The sequence below is a fragment of the Streptomyces sp. NPDC058964 genome (assembly GCF_042741275.1).
GTDB lineage: Bacteria > Actinomycetota > Actinomycetes > Streptomycetales > Streptomycetaceae > Streptomyces.
The window spans coordinates 1-17977 of record NZ_JBHYKH010000146.1; the positions used below are offsets into that span (position 1 = coordinate 1).

The following is a 17977-nucleotide window of genomic DNA, read 5'->3' on the forward strand; positions in this document are numbered from 1 at the left end:
CGGGTCGGGTACGTGGTCGGCGCCGCCGGCGCGCCGCAGGGCGGCCCGGCCGGCTTCGTGCTGGCGCCGCAGGCGGATGGCGTCGGCGGCGGCCGCCGGGGAGGGGACGGCGAGGGCGTCGGCGGCGGCGCCGAAGGCGGTGGCCAGGGCGGCCTCGTGACCGGGCGTCACGGTGAGGAGTCCGGCGGCCGGGCCGAGCAGTCCGGCGAGCCGGTCCTTGGCCGCGAGCACCGCGCCGGTGCCGTCCTTGCGGCGCAGCCCGAGGGCCAGGGCCTCGTGGCGGGCCTGCGTCGCCGCTCGTTCGCGCTCCGCCGCGGTGGCCGCCTCCCGGGCAGCGGTGAGGGCGGACTCGGCCGCCGCCAGCTGCCGCTTCGCCTCCTCGTGCCGGTCGGCGAGCTCCACGTCGTCGGCGTCGAGGCCGTCGACCTCGGCCTTCAGTGCCTCGTACTCCTCCTGGGCGGTGACGGCCCGCTCCTGGGCCTCGTCCCGGGCCGCGGCCAGCCGGTCGATCTCGGACTGGGCGGACGCGGCGCGCGAACGGGCGGCGTTGACCTGCCCGTTCAGCCGGGCCAGGCCCTCGCGGCGGTCGGCGATGGCACGGGCGACATCCTTGAGGCGCCGTTCCTCGACCGCCAGTTCGCGTTCCAGCTCCGCCCGGTGGGCGACCGTGTCGTCGAGCGCCCGCTGGGCCGCTTCCAGGGCGGCCTCCAGCTCGGCCTCCTGCTCGCGGATGCGGGCGGCCTCGCGCTCCATGTCCTCGGGGTCGCGGCCGCGACGCTCCTCGGCGGGCACGGAGGTGGCGCTCTTCACCCGGGCGTCGGCCAGCGAGATCGTGCCGCGGACGCGTTCGGCGAGCTGGGAGAGCTCGTACCAGGTCTGCTGGGCCCGCTGGAGGCGCGGCGTGAGCTGCCGCACCTCGTCCTCCAGCAGCGCCTCGCGCTGCAGCGCCTTCCTCAGCTCCTGTTCGGCGGCCTCCTTGCGCTCCTTCAGCGCGGCCTCGTCGGCGACCTCGGCCTTCAGCGCCTCCCGGAGCCGTACGAGGTCGTCGGCCAGCAGGCGCAGCCGGGCGTCGCGCAGGTCCGCCTGGATCACGGCGGCCCGGCGGGCGACCGCAGCCTGCCGGCCCAGTGGCTTCAGCTGGCGGCGCAGCTCGTCGGTCAGGTCCTGCACGCGCGCGAGGTTGGCCTGCATCGCGTCCAGTTTCCGCAGCGCCTTCTCCTTGCGCTTGCGGTGCTTGAGGACGCCGGCCGCCTCCTCGATGAAGGCGCGACGGCCCATGGGGTCGGCGTGCAGGACGGAGTCGAGCTGACCCTGGCCGACGATGACGTGCATCTCGCGGCCGATGCCTGAGTCGGAGAGGAGGTCCTGGATGTCGAGCAGACGGCAGGTGTCGCCGTTGATCTGGTACTCGCTGCCGCCGTTGCGGAACATGATCCGCGTGATGGTGACCTCGGCGTACTCGATCGGGAGCGCCCCGTCGGAGTTGTCGATGGTCAGCGACACCTCGGCGCGGCCCAGCGGCGGGCGGCCGGTGGTGCCGGCGAAGATGACGTCCTCCATCTTCCCGCCGCGCAGCGACTTGGCGCCCTGTTCGCCCATGACCCAGCTGAGCGCGTCCACGACATTGGACTTGCCCGAGCCGTTCGGCCCCACGACGCACGTGATCCCCGGCTCGAACCGGAGCGTGGTCGCCGAGGCGAACGACTTGAAGCCGCGGAGGGTCAGGGCCTTGAGGTGCACGGCGCTGGACTCTACCTTCCGCCGCTATCTCACTCCACGAACCCTCGCAACCTGGCGGTTTCGCCCATGAACATGCAGGGCACATCAGACGTTAAAGAGGGTGAAAGGATGCGCGGGGGCAGGTAAAGACGGAGACGGGGGCAAGAAAGAAGGGACGCCGAAGCGTCCCTTGCAACTCTGACAACTTAGCGGTTGATACGGGCAGCCCAACCACTGCATGTGCTGTCGTGGAGCGATGCAGCGATCAGGTGAGCGCAGGCTCCGCCTGGTGTGCGTCGATGCTCTCCATGATCCTGTCGTGAGAAGCGGCAGCCGTCAGCGCGTCGTTCTCCGCCTGGATTCGTACGAGCTCGGATTCCAGGTCCTGTACGCGCTGCTGGAGCCGTCGCATCTCGGCGAGGAGTCGAGGGTCGGAGCCGCCGACGTAACCGAGAAGCGCCTTTGCCATGATGGATGGTCCTCCACACTGAGTGACCGACCGAAGCGGTGTGGGTCGTGAGGGATTCGCACCCGCGGTGCTTGACATACTCGAGTGTTGCTCTGCCGTTGCTACATGCCAAACAGCTAAGGTGCGCGGGGCTTTCAGCGTCTCACCAAAAAGTTTGACGGTCAACACGATCACGCCCCGTATTGGTGGGCAACCCGGGCGTGCGCGGCCGGAAGCGGCGGCGCTGCGAGTCCTGCGGGGCCCTCGGGGCGTAGCGATCAGACGTACTCTGCGGAGCCTGCCACGACGAGCGGTTCTTGGCAACCACCAGGTGATTTCCGCTCCGGGCACCTGCCAGTGGCATGCCCCTCCGCTGTGGCCTGCGGGGCTTTACACGATGGGGTCAGCGGATGGCGAAGCCGTCGTACCCGCCGCGGGGTGTGTCCCAGATCTCGGTGACACCGTCGACGAGTCCGGGCGTGTCGTCGCCCTGCAGCCAGTCGAGGAGCCCCTCGCACCCTTCGCGCGACCCCTCGGCGACCACCTGGACCCGTCCGTCGCCCAGATTGAGAGCAAAACCACTCAGGCCGCCGATCTCCAGCGCCTTGGCGCGCGTGAACCAGCGGAAACCCACACCTTGGACACGGCCCCGCACCCAGGCGACCAATCGCACATCCTCGCTCATGGCTGCAACCTAACCGGCCAATGTCCCTCGAGGCACTTCCTCCCCAGTCGCCATGCGGTACCGTCCCCACCCAATGAATCTCATATGAAACTCACTCGATCGAGTGAGTTGGGTTGCCCCACAAGATCGCACGGGGGGGTTGGCCCGCGAGACGAGGAAGGCAAGGACATGGGACGCCACCGACGCTCCGCCGCCGGCCGCGCCGCCACGGGCCGCGCCACGGGGGTCACGGAAGCGTACGGCTCGTTCACAGGGAGCCAGGACCCGCGGGACTCGTACGCGGGCCGTCCCGCAGCGATGGGCATCGCGCCGTATCTGAACCCGGAGGCCTACGCCGAGGCCAACGCGCGGAGCTCGGCGTACCTGTACTCGACGGACGACGAGTACGGACGGGTCACGGAGACGACCGCCTTCCCCGCCGGGGGGTTCACTCCGGCGGGCGGCTCGTCCGGCGGCGGGCACAGGCGCCGGAAGAAGAAGGCCGCCACGCCCGTGCGCACCGGCCTGCTCGGGGTCTCCGCCGCCGTCGCCATCGGTACGGTCACCGTGGCCACGGGCGTGGTGCCGGGCCTCGACAACTTCAAGCTCGGCGGCACCACAAGCACCAGTGGCGGTGACAACGTGCAGGCCGCGGGCTCGCCCGGCAACACGGCCGCCGAACAGGGCGGCACCTCCGGCAGCGCCGCCGACGGCCGGGCCGGTGGCTCCGGGGACGCCTCGACGAGCCGGAACAGCGACCGCTCGGTCTCGCCGGCGCCGTCCGCCCCGGCCTCCTCGGCCCCCGCGCCGGCGAAGACGCACTCCAAGGAGCCGAAGGCTCCGGCCACACCGTCGAAGAAGCCGAAGACCGAACCGACGAAGAAGGCTCCGAAGGCGCCGGCCCGCAGCTCGGCCCCGGCGACGGTCTCCACGGCGGCCGCGGCCGAGGCCCAGGTGCTGAAGCTCGTCAACGAGGAGCGGGCGAAGGTGGGCTGCAGCGCGGTGTCCGCGAACAGCTCGCTGACCGCGCTGGCCTCGGCCTTCAGTGACGACATGGCCGCGCGGGGCTTCTTCGACCACACCGACCCGGACGGGGCGACCCCGTGGGACCGGGCGGCGAAGGCCGGCATATCGGGCCTCGGTGGCGAGAACATAGCGCGGGGTCAGGCCGACGCCGCGGCGGTCATGGAGGCCTGGATGAACAGCCCCGGGCACCGGGCCAACATACTGAACTGCGACTTCAAGACGCTGGGCGTGGGAGTGCACTTCGGGGCCGACGGCCCTTGGTGGACGCAGGACTTCGGCTACTGAGATAACCGCAGGTCAGAGACCTAAGCACCCTCCTGGGCCGTGTCCGGGCCGTCCCCCGTAGGTTCGTCGTCTGCGAAGAGGCGATCCACGGCGGCCCGGGTCCGGGGCCCGCTGGACGGCATCAGGTGCGTGTACGTCCGCAGCCTGAAGCCGGGGTCATGGTGGCCCAGGTACTCGCTGAGAGCCTCGATGCTCTCCCCCGCATCCAGCAGCAGCGAGGCGCAGAAGTGCCGCAGCGCGTGCATGCCGTTGCCCCGCCCAGTCTCGGCACCCGCCGCCCGAAGTGCCGGGCGCCATGCGCGGTCGTTGAAGCGGTTCCGATCCAGCGGCGGCCCCATGGGGCTGGTGAAAATCAGCGATGCCGTGACGGGCGGACCGTCGAGTGTCCTCCACGGCAGCGTGAACCTGGCCGCCGGGTGGCGCTTGAGGTGACCGGCCAGCGCGAAGTCGGTGGACTCAGGTAGAGGAACCTCACGCTCCTTGCCGCCCTTCGGCGGTGCGAACACCGGCCGGGACAGTCTCAGTAGCTTGAGCTGCCGTACGACGTGCACCACTCCCCCGAGGAAGTCCACGTCTTCCACGGCCAGGCCGAAGACCTCACCCTGACGCAGACCGCACCCGGCCGCGACGTTGACGAGGGCCTGGTAGCGGTCCGGCAGCGCCGAGCGCACGGCCATGATTCGTTCGGCAGGCCACGGCTTGGCCTTACGAGGCTCCAGGCGCGGTGCCCGCACGGACCGAGCGCTGCACGGGTCGGCACGGATGAACCGGTCCTCTACCGCAGCGGTGAAGACCTTGGAGACGTGGGCGAAGATGCCGCGCCTGTACCCGGCGGATAGCCCACGGTCCTCCAGGGTCCGCAGCCAGAGCCTCAGGTGTGACGGCGTGAACGACGCCAACGGCCGCGTACCCAGGTACGGAATCGCGTGCAGCCGCAGGCGACTCTCCACGGACTCACGGGTCAGGGGGTCCGTGATCTGCGTGGCCATCCACTCTGTGGCGTCGTTCGCACTGTGGCGCGCTCCACCTTGACGCCCTGAACCACGCCCGCTCCACGGTGTGTGGGTCGAAGGCGGACGGGATGGAAGCTTGGGTGAGTGGTGGGTTGAGGTGGGAGTGTGAAAGGCCCGCTGTAGCGTGACCGCGCAGATGAAGCCCGGATCGAGCACCTGGTACCGCACGGCAGACACGCCAAATGGGACGGGCGGGAAGGCAGAACCGGCCGGATTCGAACCGGCGTCCTCGCGATTTTGGAGACCGCGCGCGACGACCTCTGCGCTACGGCTCCGCCCCGTCCGTCATCCTACGGACTCCCGCTGCTGTCAAAGGGCCCGTGCCCCTGCCGTGCCCGATCGGACAGGAACTGACGGGGAACCGCGGTGATTGACAGACAGCCCGCAAAACGGCCCCCGACCGATTTACTTTCCGTTCCAGTGGTCGTTGCAACACCCCAGTTAAGGGGATGCGATGGACTTCAAGATCCGGGAGAACCGGGGGGAGTCTCAAGGCCGCAAAGCCCTGGTCCATGAGCGGGCGGAATACTTCCGGCTCGTGGACCAGGCGTCAGCAGCATGGAGGCCTGCCGGATCGTCGGTGTCAACCAGCGGACCGGCAAGCGATGGCGGAACGGCCGCCAGGCCACGGGAAACACATCAGCCGCGCCGCCAATCCGCCGGCCGATCCCGCCCCGCGGCTCGTCGCGATACCTGCGCGAGACCGATCGCATCCACATCGCCGACCGGCTGCGTGAGAAGGCGTCCATCCGGCTGATAGCCGCCGAGCTGGGCCGCAGCCCGTCCACGATCAGCCGGGAGATACGCCGCAACGGCATGCCAGAGGCCATGGGCGAGGACGCCGTGCCGGCACACCTCGGGCACACCCGCCGTCTCGCCGACCGGCTGGTGCACGCGGACGATCCCTGTGACACCGGGTTGCTGATCACGGGTGCCACGGATGACGATCGACGCCGGACATCGTCGAGAGCCAGGTCGCTGGTCGCGGCGTTGAGGCGTCGCACGGCCACGGGCCGGAAACCCGGCCCGTCGCCCCCTCGGCCGCCGAACCCGGTGCCGGCGGTCGCTCAGGCGGCCGCGCGTCCCTGGAGGAACACCCTCGCCGTCTCCGCGACCCGGCGGCCCAGGTGCTCGGCCGTCGCCACGTCCGCCTTGTGCACGCCCTCGGGACCCTCGTCGACGTTGGTCTGGGCGGCCGCGCCCGCGAACACGCCGAGGCGGTTGAGGTCGTGCTCGGAGCCCGCGCTGTTGTTCCAGCCCGGGTGCAGGCCCAGGTTGACCCAGTTCATACCGTGCTGGGCGGCGAGGATCTGGAAGAACTGCAGGGTGTGCAGCTTGTCGCCGCTCTTGGAGCCCGAGTTGGTGAAGCCGGCGGCCAGCTTGTCCTTCCAGTCCTGCCCGGACCAGCGGCTCGAGGACGCCTCCGCGAAGACGTGGAAGGCACCGGACGCCGTGCCCATGTAGGTGGGTGAGCCGAAGACGATCGCGTCGGCGGCGTCGAGGGCCGCCCACTGCTCGTCGTTGATCTCGTCGACCTTGACCAGGTGCACCTCGGCACCGGCGTCGACCGCTCCGGCGCGGACGGCCTCGGCGAGAACGGCGGTGTGGCCGTAGCCGGAGTGGTAGGCAATGGCGACGACAGGGGTGGTCATGATGTGTGCTCCTCGAATGGGCAGCTCAGAAACAATGACCACAGGAAAGCACTAACTTATGGTTAGTGCAACCTGCCACTCAGCGCTGCGCTCGAGTACGCTGGAGACATGAACAGCACCCAGGAGTGCACGGAGGAGCAGGACCTCCCGTACAACGTGTTCGCCAAGGCCTGCCCGTCACGCGGCACGCTGGAGCACGTCACGGGCCGCTGGGGCGGGCTCACGCTCGGCGCGCTGTACGAGGGTTCCCTGCGCTTCAACGAGCTGCGCCGCCGAGTCGACGGTGTGAGCGAGAAGATGCTGTCCCAGACCCTGCACGCACTGGAGCGCGACGGTCTGGTGCACCGCGAGGCGCAGCCGACCAACCCGCCGCGCGTGGACTACGAACTCACCCCGCTGGGCCGCGAGGTGGCCGAGCGTCTCCTGAGCCTCATCCACTTCGTGGAGGGCCGGATGGACGACGTGCTGGCGGCACGCGTGCGTTACGACGAGACGCGCGGTGCCCTCTGACACGTGGGGCAGAAGTAGCTGGACCGGTTCATCCACGGGCGGCGCCGCATCGGCGTGGCACAGCGCCTGCAGGGCAGGCCCTCCCGGCCGTACGCGTCCAGTGACCGGTCGAAGTAGCCCGACTCGCCGTTGACGTTGACGTACAGGCTGTCGAAGCTGGTGCCGCCCACGGCGAGGGCCGCGTTCATCACGTCCCTCACATGACCGAGAAGTTCGGCGGTGCGCGGGCGGGTGAAGTTCGCCGTCGGGCGCTCGTAGTGGACACGGGCGCGCCAGAGGGCCTCGTCCGCGTAGATGTTGCCGACCCCGCTGATCAGCGACTGGTCCAGCAGCGCCCGTTTGATGGTGGTCCGCTTGCGGCGCAGTGCCTGGTGGAAGGCCTCGTCGTCGAACAGCGGATCGAGGGGATCACGGGCGATGTGCGCGATGACGTCGGGGAGCCCGTCGGGGGTGTTGTCGTGCAACGACAGGCCGCCGAAGGTGCGCTGGTCGACGAAGCGGAGTTCGGTGTCGACCTCGTCGGCGAAGCGGATACGGATGCGCAGGTGCTTCTCGTCCGGCGCCGCGTGCGGCTGGACCAGCAACTGGCCGCTCATGCCGAGGTGTGCCAGGACGGACTGGTCCGTGTCCTCCAGCGGCAGCCACAGGTACTTGCCGCGGCGGCTCGGGGTGCCGACGCGATGGCCCTCGATGCGGTGCGCGAAGTCGTCGGCGCCGGCGGTGTGACGGCGTACGGCGCGCGGGTGCAGCACCTCGGCGTCGGCGACGGTGCGATGGGCGACCCACCGCTCCAGACCGCGCCGTACGACCTCTACCTCGGGCAGCTCGGGCATGGGGACCCCCGTGAAGGACCGTGTGATGACCCGAGCGCCCACCCCCGGGCAGGGGACGGGCGCTCGGGTGCGCTGTTCGTCAGGCGGAGGCGGACGACGGGTCGGGGTCGCCCTCGGCGGCCGCCTTCGCCGCCCTGGCCGCCTTGGCCCGCTCGTCCGCCGCGGCCCGGATGGACCGCCAGGCGGACTCGGCGGCCTGCTGCTCCGCCTCCTTCTTGCTGCGGCCGGTGCCGGTGCCGTACGAGACGCCTCCGACGCGGGCGGCAGCAGTGAAGGTCTTCTCGTGGTCGGGGCCGGTCTCCGTGACCAGGTACTCGGGGACGCCGAGCCCTTCGGTCGCGGTGAGCTCCTGGAGACTGGTCTTCCAGTCCAGGCCGGCTCCGAGGTTCGAGGACTTCTCGATCAGCGGGTCGAAGAGCCGGTGCACCAGCTCGGACGCCGAGTCGAGGCCCTGGTCGAGATAGACCGCGCCGATCACCGCTTCCAGGGTGTCGGCGAGGATGGACGCCTTGTCCCGGCCGCCCGTGCCCTCTTCACCGCGGCCGAGCCGGATGAAGGAACCCAGGTCGAGACCGCGGCCCACCTCCGCGAGCGCACGCGAGTTCACCACCGCGGCCCGGAGCTTGGCCAGCTGGCCCTCCGGCAGGTCGGGGTGGGTGCGGTACAGCGTGTCCGTGACGACGAGACCGAGGACGGAGTCACCGAGGAACTCCAGCCGCTCGTTCGTCGGCAGACCGCCGTTCTCGTACGCGTAGGAACGGTGGGTCAGTGCACGCACCAGAAGGGCGGACTCGAGCTTGTAGCCGAGCCGCCCTTCCAGAAGCGTGTGGGACGAGGCCGTGCTGTCCGCCTTCTTCTTGGCGGACGGGTCCGCCTTGGGCTCTTCGCCCTTCTTGGGACTGGACACAGTGCCTCTCACCTGGCCGCTCAGACTTCGAGGACCTGGCGCTTGTTGTAGGTGCCGCAAGACGGGCACGCGATGTGCTGCTGCTTGGGCTCGTGGCAGCGCTCGCACGCAACCAGGGTGGGGACCGCAGCCTTCCACTGCGACCGGCGGTGGCGCGTGTTGCTGCGCGACATCTTCCGCTTCGGAACAGCCACGGCTACTTCTCCTGCTTCTCGTCGACGCCCGCTTCCGCGTCAGCGCCGCTCATCTCGTCCTTCTCGCCGTCCTTCATGGAACCGGCGAGTCCCTGCAAAGCCGCCCAACGGATGTCGACGGCGTCGTGGTGGTGGTCCGGGTCGTCCGCCAGCCGCGCCCCGCACTCGGAGCACAGACCTGGGCAGTCTTCCTGGCACACCGGCTGCATCGGCAGTGCGAGCACCACCGCATCGCGCAGCACGGGTTCGAGGTCGAACAGGCCGTCCTCGAGAAAGAGCCTGTCCTCGTCTTCCTCGGCGTCGTCGGCCGGTTCCGTCTTCACACGGCCCCGGTCGTCGGCGTCAGGGTACGAGAACATCTCCTGGAAGTCCGCTTCGAGATCCAGCTCGAGCGGCTCCAGACACCTTACGCACTCCCCCTCGGCCTGTGCACGGGCGGTGCCTGTGACGAGCACACCTTCCATGACCGACTCGAGTCGGAGTTCGAGCTCCACCGGGGCGCCTTCCGGCACTCCGACGACTCCCTGGATACCGAGGTCCTTGGGAGCGTCGATCGTGCGGGACAGCCGCTGCAGCGCACCAGGACGCCTTCCCAGCTCGTGCGTGTCGAACACGAGGGGGTTGCGGTGGTCGAGGCGGGCGTTAGAGGCCATTCCTGCTTTCGATCTTCTGAGCTCAGAGGGACGCCGCCCTCCGGTATCGCCGGGCAGCGCTGATCACGGACGTACGCGCGACCGAAGAGCCAGGATACTGGACCTTTCGCTCTCGGCCCAATCCGGGTGGGTGCCCCCGGTCCGCGCGGGCGTTCCGCGGGCCGTCTAGAGGCCGCGCTCCCGCTCGTACGCCCGCAGCTGCTCGGGCGTGATCATGCTGGTGTCGAAGAGGCTGGTCTCGTCGAGGGCGTAGCCCTGGTGGCCCTGGTGGCCCTGCTGGCCCTGCTGGGCCTGCTGGGCCTGCTGGGCCTGCTGGGCCTGGTTCGGCATCTGGTGCTGGTCGTAGCCCGCCTGCCCGCCGTCGTAGCCCTGGTAGGCGTAGGGATCCGCCTGCTGGTAGCCGTACGGGTCCTGCTGGGCGTACTCCTGCTGCTGGTAGCCGCCGTAGACGTCCTGCTGCTGATAGCCGTAGGCCGGCTGCGGTTCGTACTGCGGCGGAACGGCGGGCTGCTGCGGCACGGCGGGCTGCTCGGCCGGGGCGTCCTGCTCGGCGAGGGCCGCGAGGTCGGCCAGGTAGTCGGCGTCGCTGGAGTGCTGGAACGACGAGTTGTCGTCGGCGAGCGCGCCGAGGTCGTCGGTGGCGATGCGCCCGTGCAGCTTCTGGCGGCCGCGGCCGACGGCTTCCAGGGTCTTGGCGAGGACCGCCTCGAAGGCGCCCAGCTTGGCGTCGACGTACGCGTCCGCGTCGCGGCGCAGGGTCTCCGGGTCGTGGCTGCGCTCGGGGGCGTCCTCGTCCTCGTAGCCCTGTTCGTCGAGGCCGGGGCCGGTGCCGAGGAGCTTCTCGCGGCCGCGGCCGACCGAGCCGAGGGTCTTGGTGAGGACGACCTCGAAGTTGGCGAGCTTGGAGTCGACGTAGTCGTCGGCCTCCGCGCGGACCTCCTCGGCCTCGCCGCGGGCCTCGGCCAGGATCCGGTCGGCCTCGCTCTGGGAGCGGCGGGCGACCTCGGTGCCGGAGATCAGCGAGCCGCGCTCGGCGTGCGCGCTCTCGATGATCCGCTCGGCCTCCTGGCGGGCCTGCTCGACCATCTGCTCGCGGTCGCCGATCAGCTCCTGGGCCTGCGCGAGGGAGCCGGGCAGGGCCTGGCGCACCTCTTCGAGCATCGCGAGCAGGTCGGCGCGGTTGACCACGCACGACGCCGACATGGGCATGGCCCGGGCGCCGGAGACCACGGCCACGATCTCGTCGAGCTTCTTCTGCACGTCCACCTGTGCTCGCCACTCTCTACAGCTGTGTTGGAGACGGACGGGACGACTGTACGGCCATGGGGCGGCCGACCGACACCGGGTGACGGGTTGTCAGGTTCCGGGCGCCGGCCAGGGCCCGCCGTGCGGCCTCAGTCCTGCTTCAGTCGCTCGGTGAGGGCCCCGAGGACCACCGGCGGGACCAGGTGGGAGACGTCGCCGCCCCAGGTCGCGACCTCCTTGACCAGGGAGGACGACAGGAAGCTGTAGGTGGGGTTGGTGGGCACGAAGAGGGTCTCGACACCCGAGAGGCCGTTGTTCATCTGGGCCATCTGCAGTTCGTAGTCGAAGTCGCTGACGGCGCGCAGACCCTTGACGATCGCGGGGATCTCGCGCTGCTTGCAGAAGTCCACGAGGAGGCCGTGGAAGGCCTCGACCCGCACGTTCCCGTACTCGGCGGTGACCTGGCGGATCAGGTCGATCCGCTCGTCGATCCCGAACAGGCCCTTCTTGGCCTTGTTGATCATGACCGCGACATAGACCTCGTCGTACAGACGGGAGGCGCGGGAAATGATGTCGAGGTGTCCGTTGGTGATGGGGTCGAACGACCCGGGACAGACGGCGCGGCGCACTTGAGATCCCTCGCTCTCCAGTCCGGTCATCGTGCGTCTTCGCACGTAGAGGCGGCGCGACCGTACCAAAACGTTCCCTCGCCGTAGCGACGGGACCGGAGCGCTTCGAAGCCGTCCGGCCAGTGGAATTCTCCGCCTCTGGTGCTGCGCTCCACGGTGACGAGGGCTTCCTCCGCGAGCCACCCCTCCGTGCGGAGTGTGAGCAGAATCTCGCGAAGATCGTCGTCCGTGACGGCGTACGGCGGATCGAGGAAGACGATGTCGTACGGCTCCGCGGGTGCCGCTGTCCTGACGATCTGTTCCGCTTTGCCCGCCCTGACCTCGGCACCGGGGAGGCCCAGCGTCCGTACGTTCTCGCGGACCGTGCGGGCGGCGCGGGCGTCCGCCTCGACGAGCAGGGTGTGACCGGCGCCGCGGGACAGCGCCTCCAGGCCGACGGCGCCGGAGCCGGCGTACAGGTCGAGGACGCGCTCGCCGTCGAGGGGGCCGCCCAGCAGGGACTGCCAGGTGGAGAAGAGACCTTCGCGCGCGCGGTCGGAGGTGGGGCGGGTGCCGTTGCCCGGCGGAACGGCCAGACGGCGTCCACCGGCCCGGCCGGCGATCACGCGGGTCATGTCCTGGGTCCTTGTCGGTGTGTTCGGGTGGTGGCCGTTCCCAGTCTGTCAGCCCTTGTCCAGGTACTGCTCCCTCTCCTCGTCCAGCAGGGCGTCCAGGGCCGTGCGCAGTCCGGGCAGCCGCTCCAGGTCCGGGTCGGCGGCCACGACGGCCGCCGCCTCCTCGCGGGCCTCGGCGATGACCTCCTCGTCCTCGATGACGGCGAGGACCCTCAGGGAGGTGCGGGCCCCGGACTGGGCCTGGCCGAGGACGTCGCCCTCGCGGCGCTGTTCCAGGTCGATGCGGGAGAGCTCGAAGCCGTCGAGGGTGGAGGCGACCGCGTCGAGCCGCCGGCGGGCCGCGCCGGCCTCCGGCATCTCGGTGACCAGGAGGCAGAGGCCGGCGGCGGAACCGCGGCCGACGCGGCCGCGCAGCTGGTGGAGCTGGGAGACGCCGAAGCGGTCGGCGTCCATGATCACCATCGCGGTGGCGTTCGGGACGTTCACGCCGACCTCGATCACGGTCGTGGCGACCAGGACGTCGGTCTCCCCGGCCGCGAAGCGGCGCATGACGGCGTCCTTGTCGTCCGGGTGCATACGGCCGTGCAGCACCTCCACCCTCAGGCCCGCGAGCGGGCCCTTGGCGAGCTGGTCGGCCACGTCGAGGACGGCGAGCGGCGGCCGCTTCTCCGCGTCGTCCTCGGGGGAATTCTTCTTCGGGTCCACGTCCTCGTCCCCGATGCGCGGGCAGACGACGTACGCCTGGTGCCCCTTCGCCACCTCTTCGCGCACCCGCTCCCACGCGCGGGCCAGGAAGTGCGGCTTGTCGGCGGCCGGGACGACATGGCTGGCGATGGGTGAGCGGCCGGCCGGGAGCTGGTCGAGGACCGAGGTCTCCAGGTCGCCGAAGACGGTCATGGCCACCGTGCGCGGAATCGGCGTGGCCGTCATGACCAGCAGATGCGGAGGCTGCTTGCCCTTGCCGCGCAGGGCGTCCCGCTGCTCGACCCCGAACCGGTGCTGCTCGTCGACCACCACGAGCCCCAGGTCGTGGAACTGCACCTTGTCCTCGATCAGCGCGTGTGTGCCGATCACGATCCCGGCCTCCCCGGTCACGAGATCGAGCAGCGCCTGCCGTCGCGCGGCCGCCCCCATCGACCCGGTCAGCAGCACCACCTTGGTGGCGTGCTCGGCCCCGCCCAGCATCCCGCCCTCGGCCAGCTCGCCCATCATCTCCACGACCGACCGGTGGTGCTGCTGGGCGAGCACCTCGGTGGGCGCGAGCATGGCGGCCTGCCCGCCGGCGTCGACGACGGCGAGCATGGCGCGCAGGGCGACCAATGTCTTTCCCGATCCGACCTCCCCCTGCAGCAGCCGGTGCATCGGGTGCTCGGTGCCCAGGTCGTCGAAGATCTCCTTGGAGACCTTCTGCTGGCCCTCGGTGAGCGTGAACGGGAGGCGGTCGTCGAAGGCGGTGAGCAGGCCGTCGCTCCTGGGCCTGCGGGGTACCGCGGGCAGCTGGGCGTCGGCGTGCCGGCGGCGGGCGAGGGCGACCTGCAGGACGAAGGCCTCGTCCCACTTGAGCCGGGCGCGGGCGTCGGCGATGTCCGCCTTGGTGTGGGGGCGGTGGATCTTGAGCAATGCCTCGGGGAGCGAGACCAGGCCCCGGCCCTCGCGGAGCGAGTCGGGCAGGGGGTCGAGGGCCTCCTGGGCGCTGGGGAGCACCGTCTGGACCGCCTTGCCGATCTTCCAGGACTCCAGTTTGGCGGTCGCCGGGTAGATGGGGATGAGGGCTCCGGCCCAGGTCTCCACCGCCCCTTCGGAGTCCCCCTTCAGCAATTCGTACGCCGGATGAGCCAGTTGGAGGCGCCGGTTGAACACGGAGACCTTGCCCGCGAACATCGCGCGCGTGCCCGGCAGGAGCTCCTTGTGGGGCTTGTGAACGCCGTTGCCGAAGAAGACCAGTTGGATACGGCCGCTGCCGTCCGTGATGGTGACCTCCAGCCGCTGCCCCTTGCCGCGCGGCGCCTTGGACGAGGCGAAGCTGTGCAGACGGGCGTCGGCGACCTGGGCGACCACCGTGACGTGCTCGTCCATGGGGAGGTCGGCGAGGTGGGTGAGCTGGCCGCGCTCCTCGTATCTGCGCGGGTAGTGGTGCAGGAGGTCGCCGACGGAATGCAGGCCGAGATGCTCGGCCATCACCTTCGCGGTGGCGGGGCCGAGCACTGACTTCAGCGGCTGTTTCAGTGGTTCTTCCAGTGCGGGCACGAGATCCATTGCACACCACACCACTGACATTGCCGTATACGTGTCGGGAAACCCCTGGTCAGGCGGGCTGTTCGGGCTCTAGGATGGCCCGCTCCGGCCATCCCGCGGTCACCGCCCCACCAGGGACCGCCCGACCCCGCGCCGACGCACCTCCCCCCACCGGCGCTGCGACGATGGACTCCCAGACCTCACAGTCATCCCAGGCATCCCAGTCACCTCATACGTTCCAGGTCGACCTGCGCGGTCTGGTGGACCTGCTGTCCCATCACCTCTACTCCAGCCCCAAGGTCTATCTGCGCGAACTGCTGCAGAACGCCGTGGACGCCATCACCGCCCGGCGGGGCGAGGAGCCCGGGGCCCCGGCCCGGGTGCGGCTCCACGCCGAGGGCGGTGTCCTGCGGGTGGAGGACACCGGCGTCGGGCTCACCGAGTCCGACGTGCACAGCCTGCTGGCGACCATCGGCCGCAGCTCCAAGCGCGCGGAAGGGCTGCAGGAGGCCCGCTCGGACTTCCTGGGCCAGTTCGGCATCGGTCTGCTCGCCTGTTTCGTGGTCGCGGAGCGGATCCGGGTCGTCAGCCGCAGCGCCCGTACCCCCGGGGCCCCGCCGGTGGAATGGACGGCACGCGACGACGGCTCCTACACCGTGCGGACCCTGCCGGACGACGCCCGGACCGAACCGGGCACCACCGTGCACCTGGTGGCCCGGGCCGGGGCCGCGGAGTGGCTCTCGCCCGAGCGTGTGCTCGCGCTGGCGCGGGACTTCGGGTCGCTGCTGCCGTACGAGGTGCGGGTGGGCGACGAGGCGGTCACCGACCTCCCCGCGCCCTGGGACCGCGTCCACCCCTCCCCCGCGATGCGCCGGGTGGCCCTCGCCCGGCACTGCCGCGAGCTGTTCGGGTTCACCCCGCTGGACTCGATCGACCTCGACGTGCCGCTGGCCGGGATCCGCGGGGTGGCGTACGTGCTGCCGTCGGCGGTCAGTCCGGCCCAGCGGGCGACGCACCGCGTGCACCTGAAGGGAATGCTGCTGACCGAGCGGGCCGAACAGCTGCTGCCGGACTGGGCGTTCTTCGTGCGCTGCGTCCTGGACACGGACAGTCTGCGGCCCACGGCCTCGCGCGAGTCGCTGTACGAGGACGAGACGCTCGCGGCCGTACGGGAGGCGCTCGGCGAAAGGATTCGTTCCTGGCTGACGGGTCTGGCCGCGGGCGATCCGGAACGGCTGGGCGCGTTCCTGTCGGTGCACCACCTGGGCGTGAAGTCGCTGGCGCGGCACGACCCGGAGATGCTGCGCACGATGCTGCCGTGGCTACCCTTCGAGACCACCGACGGGCGGCTGTCCCTGGAGGAGTTCGCCCAGCGGCACCCGGTCGTGCACTTCACACGGACCGTCGAGGAGTACCGGCAGGTCGCGCCGATCGCGTCCGCGCAGGGCGTCGGGGTGATCAACGGCGGTTACACCTACGACAGCGAGCTGGTCGAGTCGCTGCCGTCGGTACGCCCGGGGACGGTGGTCGCCGAGCTGGACGCGGACACCGTGACCGCCCATCTGGACGCGGTCGACCCGGCCGAGGAACTGGCGCTGTCCGGCTTCCTGGCGGCCGCGCGGGCGAAGCTCGACCCGCTGGGCTGCGATGTCGTCCTGCGCGCCTTCCACCCGCTGTCCGTGCCCGCGCTGCACCTGGACGACCGGGCGGCCCGGCACGAGACGGCGCGGGCCGAGGCCGAGGAGCAGGCCGACGACCTGTGGGCGGGCATCCTCGGCTCGCTGCGCGGCAGCGCTCCCCGCGCGCGTCTGGTGCTCAACCATCTCAACCCGCTGATCCGGCGGATCGGTTCGCTGATGGATCCGGAGCTGATCGGCACCGCGACGGAGTCGCTGTACGGGCAGGCCCTGCTGATGGCGCAGCGCCCCCTGCGGCCCGCGGACTCCGCACTGCTGAACCGCGCGTTCATCGGCCTCCTGGAATGGGCCACACACGGGGAGGACGGTCACCGATGACCGAACACACCGGGATCACCGACTTCGACGCGCTGCGCCGGGCGATGGCGGAGAACGGCGAGCAGCCGGAGGGTCCGGCCCGTAACGCGCGCGCGGAGCAGCTGCTCGCCGACGCCGAGCGGCTGAACATCCCGCTCGCCGTGATCGAGGCGCTCGGACACCAGCTGAAGGTCTACAACTACAGCTCCGAGAAGGACAAGATGTTCGTCCCGTTCGCGCGGCTGCTGCGCATGTGGGACGAGCGGCCCGAGGACTTCGACGAGTACGAGGCGCATTCGCTGCACTGGGTCTTCAAGTGGATGTCGGCCGGGATGCTGGACCAGCCGCACATCCCGCTCACCTCGATCGAGAAGTGGCTCGGTGAGATGGAGCACCGCTACCGGCTGGCCGGGCACTCGGAGCGGGCCGTGCGCAGCGCCGAGTTCAGCGTGGCCGCGCACATCGGGGACCTGGACCGCGCCGGGCGAGCCTACGACGCCTGGCTGGCGGCCGACCGCGACCGGATGGCCGACTGCCACGCCTGCGAGCTGCACGGACAGGGCAGCTGGGAGGTGAGGCGGGGACGGGACGCCGAGGCGCTGGAGCTGTGGCGGCCGGTCCTGGAGGGTGAGTACACCTGCGCCCACGAGCCGCACGTCGTCCTCGCGTCCTCCCTTTCGCCGCTGCTGCGGCTGGGCCGCACGGACGAGGCCCGGGCCCACCATCTGCGCGGTTTCCGGCTGGTGCGGTCCATGGAGAGCATGCGCGGCGCCTACGCGGACCACGTGGAGTTCTGCGCGCTCACCGGCAACGAGGCGCGCGGCCTGGAGCTGCTCGCGGAGCGGCCCGCGTACTTCACGGACACCGGGCAGCCGCGCAGCCGGCTGGACTTCATGGCCGTGGTGACGCTGCTGATGGACCGCCTGACCGGGCTCGGGCTGGGCGACCAGCGGGTGCCGGGCCCGGCCGGGCGGGTGTGGACGGCGCGGGAACTCGCCGCCCACGCGCGCGCGGAGGCTCTGGACCTGGCCGCGCGGTTCGACCGCCGCAACGGCACCTCGTACATCGGCGAGCGGGTACGCGCGCGCATGGAGCAGCGGCCGCTGGTGGAACGGCTGCCGCTCGGGGTGCGGACGGTCGCCGCGCGGGCGGCGCACTCCCCGGTGGTGCCCCCGGCCGCCCCGGTCACGGTCGCGGACACGGACACGGACACGGCTGAGCCGGACCTGCCCGCGCTGATCGCCGAGGCCCGGCGGCTGTCCGACACCCTCCGGCCGAACGCCGTCGAGGCGTGGGCGGCGGTCGCGCGGGCCGCCGAGGGCGTCGGCGTCGAGCTGGACGCGCGGGACCTGTCTC

Annotated in this window: 16 protein-coding genes, 1 tRNA gene and 2 pseudogenes; 5 read left to right on the top strand and 14 right to left on the bottom strand. The window is 70.9% G+C overall.

Annotated features, from left to right (window positions below; genetic code table 11):
* The 3 genes from ACFW2E_RS19610 to ACFW2E_RS19620 form a co-directional block, all read right to left on the bottom strand.
* The coding region (locus ACFW2E_RS19610; RefSeq protein ID WP_384468027.1) for a chromosome segregation SMC family protein at window positions 1-1740 on the bottom strand (1740 nt) is incomplete at its 3' end.
* A 244-nt stretch (window positions 1741-1984) separates the two neighbouring features.
* A complete protein-coding gene (locus tag ACFW2E_RS19615; RefSeq protein WP_058922942.1) occupies window positions 1985-2188 on the bottom strand; it encodes a hypothetical protein in 204 nt (67 codons plus the stop codon).
* A 382-nt stretch (window positions 2189-2570) separates the two neighbouring features.
* The gene (locus ACFW2E_RS19620) at window positions 2571-2852 is read right to left on the bottom strand and encodes an acylphosphatase (RefSeq protein WP_384468029.1); all 282 of its coding nucleotides are present in this window, start codon (window positions 2850-2852) and stop codon (window positions 2571-2573) included.
* Window positions 2853-3020: 168 nt separating this feature from the next.
* Between ACFW2E_RS19620 and ACFW2E_RS19625 the strand changes: the two genes are divergently transcribed.
* Window positions 3021-4142 (top strand): CAP domain-containing protein, encoded by a 1122-nt coding sequence (locus ACFW2E_RS19625; protein WP_384468031.1) that lies wholly within the window; start codon window positions 3021-3023, stop codon window positions 4140-4142.
* A gap of 20 nt (window positions 4143-4162) precedes the next feature.
* Here the strand turns inward: ACFW2E_RS19625 and ACFW2E_RS19630 are convergent, their stop codons facing one another.
* Together ACFW2E_RS19630 and ACFW2E_RS19635 are read right to left on the bottom strand one after the other, a co-directional pair.
* A complete protein-coding gene (locus ACFW2E_RS19630; protein ID WP_384468033.1) occupies window positions 4163-5131 on the bottom strand; it encodes a tyrosine-type recombinase/integrase in 969 nt (322 codons plus the stop codon).
* A 224-nt stretch (window positions 5132-5355) separates the two neighbouring features.
* Window positions 5356-5430 (bottom strand) — tRNA-Trp (locus tag ACFW2E_RS19635).
* 439 nt (window positions 5431-5869) lie between these two features.
* Between ACFW2E_RS19635 and ACFW2E_RS19640 the strand changes: the two are divergent.
* Window positions 5870-5968 (top strand): annotated as a pseudogene (locus ACFW2E_RS19640) (helix-turn-helix domain-containing protein); the annotation flags it as partial.
* Window positions 5969-6222: 254 nt separating this feature from the next.
* Here ACFW2E_RS19640 and ACFW2E_RS19645 read toward each other — a convergent pair.
* A complete protein-coding gene (locus tag ACFW2E_RS19645; protein ID WP_384468035.1) occupies window positions 6223-6807 on the bottom strand; it encodes a flavodoxin family protein in 585 nt (194 codons plus the stop codon).
* A 108-nt stretch (window positions 6808-6915) separates the two neighbouring features.
* Here ACFW2E_RS19645 and ACFW2E_RS19650 point away from each other — a divergent pair, with 108 nt between their 5' ends.
* Window positions 6916-7317, top strand: a complete 402-nt coding sequence (locus ACFW2E_RS19650) for a winged helix-turn-helix transcriptional regulator (protein ID WP_384468037.1) — start codon at window positions 6916-6918, stop codon at window positions 7315-7317.
* On the opposite strand, the gene mutM is transcribed toward ACFW2E_RS19650, so the two are convergent.
* The 8 genes from mutM to recG form a co-directional block, all read right to left on the bottom strand.
* Window positions 7290-8150, bottom strand: a complete 861-nt coding sequence (gene mutM, locus ACFW2E_RS19655) for a bifunctional DNA-formamidopyrimidine glycosylase/DNA-(apurinic or apyrimidinic site) lyase (protein ID WP_384468039.1) — start codon at window positions 8148-8150, stop codon at window positions 7290-7292. The genes ACFW2E_RS19650 and mutM overlap by 28 nt on opposite strands.
* Window positions 8151-8229: 79 nt before the next feature.
* Complete coding sequence (gene rnc, locus ACFW2E_RS19660) at window positions 8230-9069, bottom strand: ribonuclease III (protein ID WP_384468041.1); 840 nt, start codon at window positions 9067-9069, stop codon at window positions 8230-8232.
* A gap of 8 nt (window positions 9070-9077) precedes the next feature.
* Window positions 9078-9251, bottom strand: coding sequence for a 50S ribosomal protein L32 (rpmF, locus tag ACFW2E_RS19665; RefSeq protein WP_003951102.1), 174 nt, complete (start codon window positions 9249-9251; stop codon window positions 9078-9080).
* Window positions 9252-9253: 2 nt separating this feature from the next.
* Complete coding sequence (locus tag ACFW2E_RS19670; protein ID WP_384468044.1) at window positions 9254-9904, bottom strand: YceD family protein; 651 nt, start codon at window positions 9902-9904, stop codon at window positions 9254-9256.
* Window positions 9905-10069: 165 nt separating this feature from the next.
* Window positions 10070-11170 (bottom strand): cell division initiation protein, encoded by a 1101-nt coding sequence (locus ACFW2E_RS19675; protein ID WP_384468046.1) that lies wholly within the window; start codon window positions 11168-11170, stop codon window positions 10070-10072.
* A 128-nt stretch (window positions 11171-11298) separates the two neighbouring features.
* Window positions 11299-11778, bottom strand: coding sequence for a pantetheine-phosphate adenylyltransferase (gene coaD / locus ACFW2E_RS19680; protein ID WP_384468053.1), 480 nt, complete (start codon window positions 11776-11778; stop codon window positions 11299-11301).
* Window positions 11779-11804: 26 nt separating this feature from the next.
* On the bottom strand, window positions 11805-12392 hold the full coding sequence (rsmD, locus tag ACFW2E_RS19685; protein ID WP_384468047.1) for a 16S rRNA (guanine(966)-N(2))-methyltransferase RsmD: 588 nt from the start codon (window positions 12390-12392) through the stop codon (window positions 11805-11807).
* A gap of 48 nt (window positions 12393-12440) precedes the next feature.
* A complete protein-coding gene (gene recG / locus ACFW2E_RS19690; protein ID WP_384468049.1) occupies window positions 12441-14648 on the bottom strand; it encodes an ATP-dependent DNA helicase RecG in 2208 nt (735 codons plus the stop codon).
* A gap of 164 nt (window positions 14649-14812) precedes the next feature.
* Here recG and ACFW2E_RS19695 point away from each other — a divergent pair, with 164 nt between their 5' ends.
* A complete protein-coding gene (locus ACFW2E_RS19695; RefSeq protein WP_384468051.1) occupies window positions 14813-16642 on the top strand; it encodes an HSP90 family protein in 1830 nt (609 codons plus the stop codon).
* Window positions 16639-17977, top strand: a pseudogene (locus tag ACFW2E_RS19700) (tetratricopeptide repeat protein); the annotation flags it as partial. The gene ACFW2E_RS19695 and the pseudogene ACFW2E_RS19700, both read left to right, overlap by 4 nt.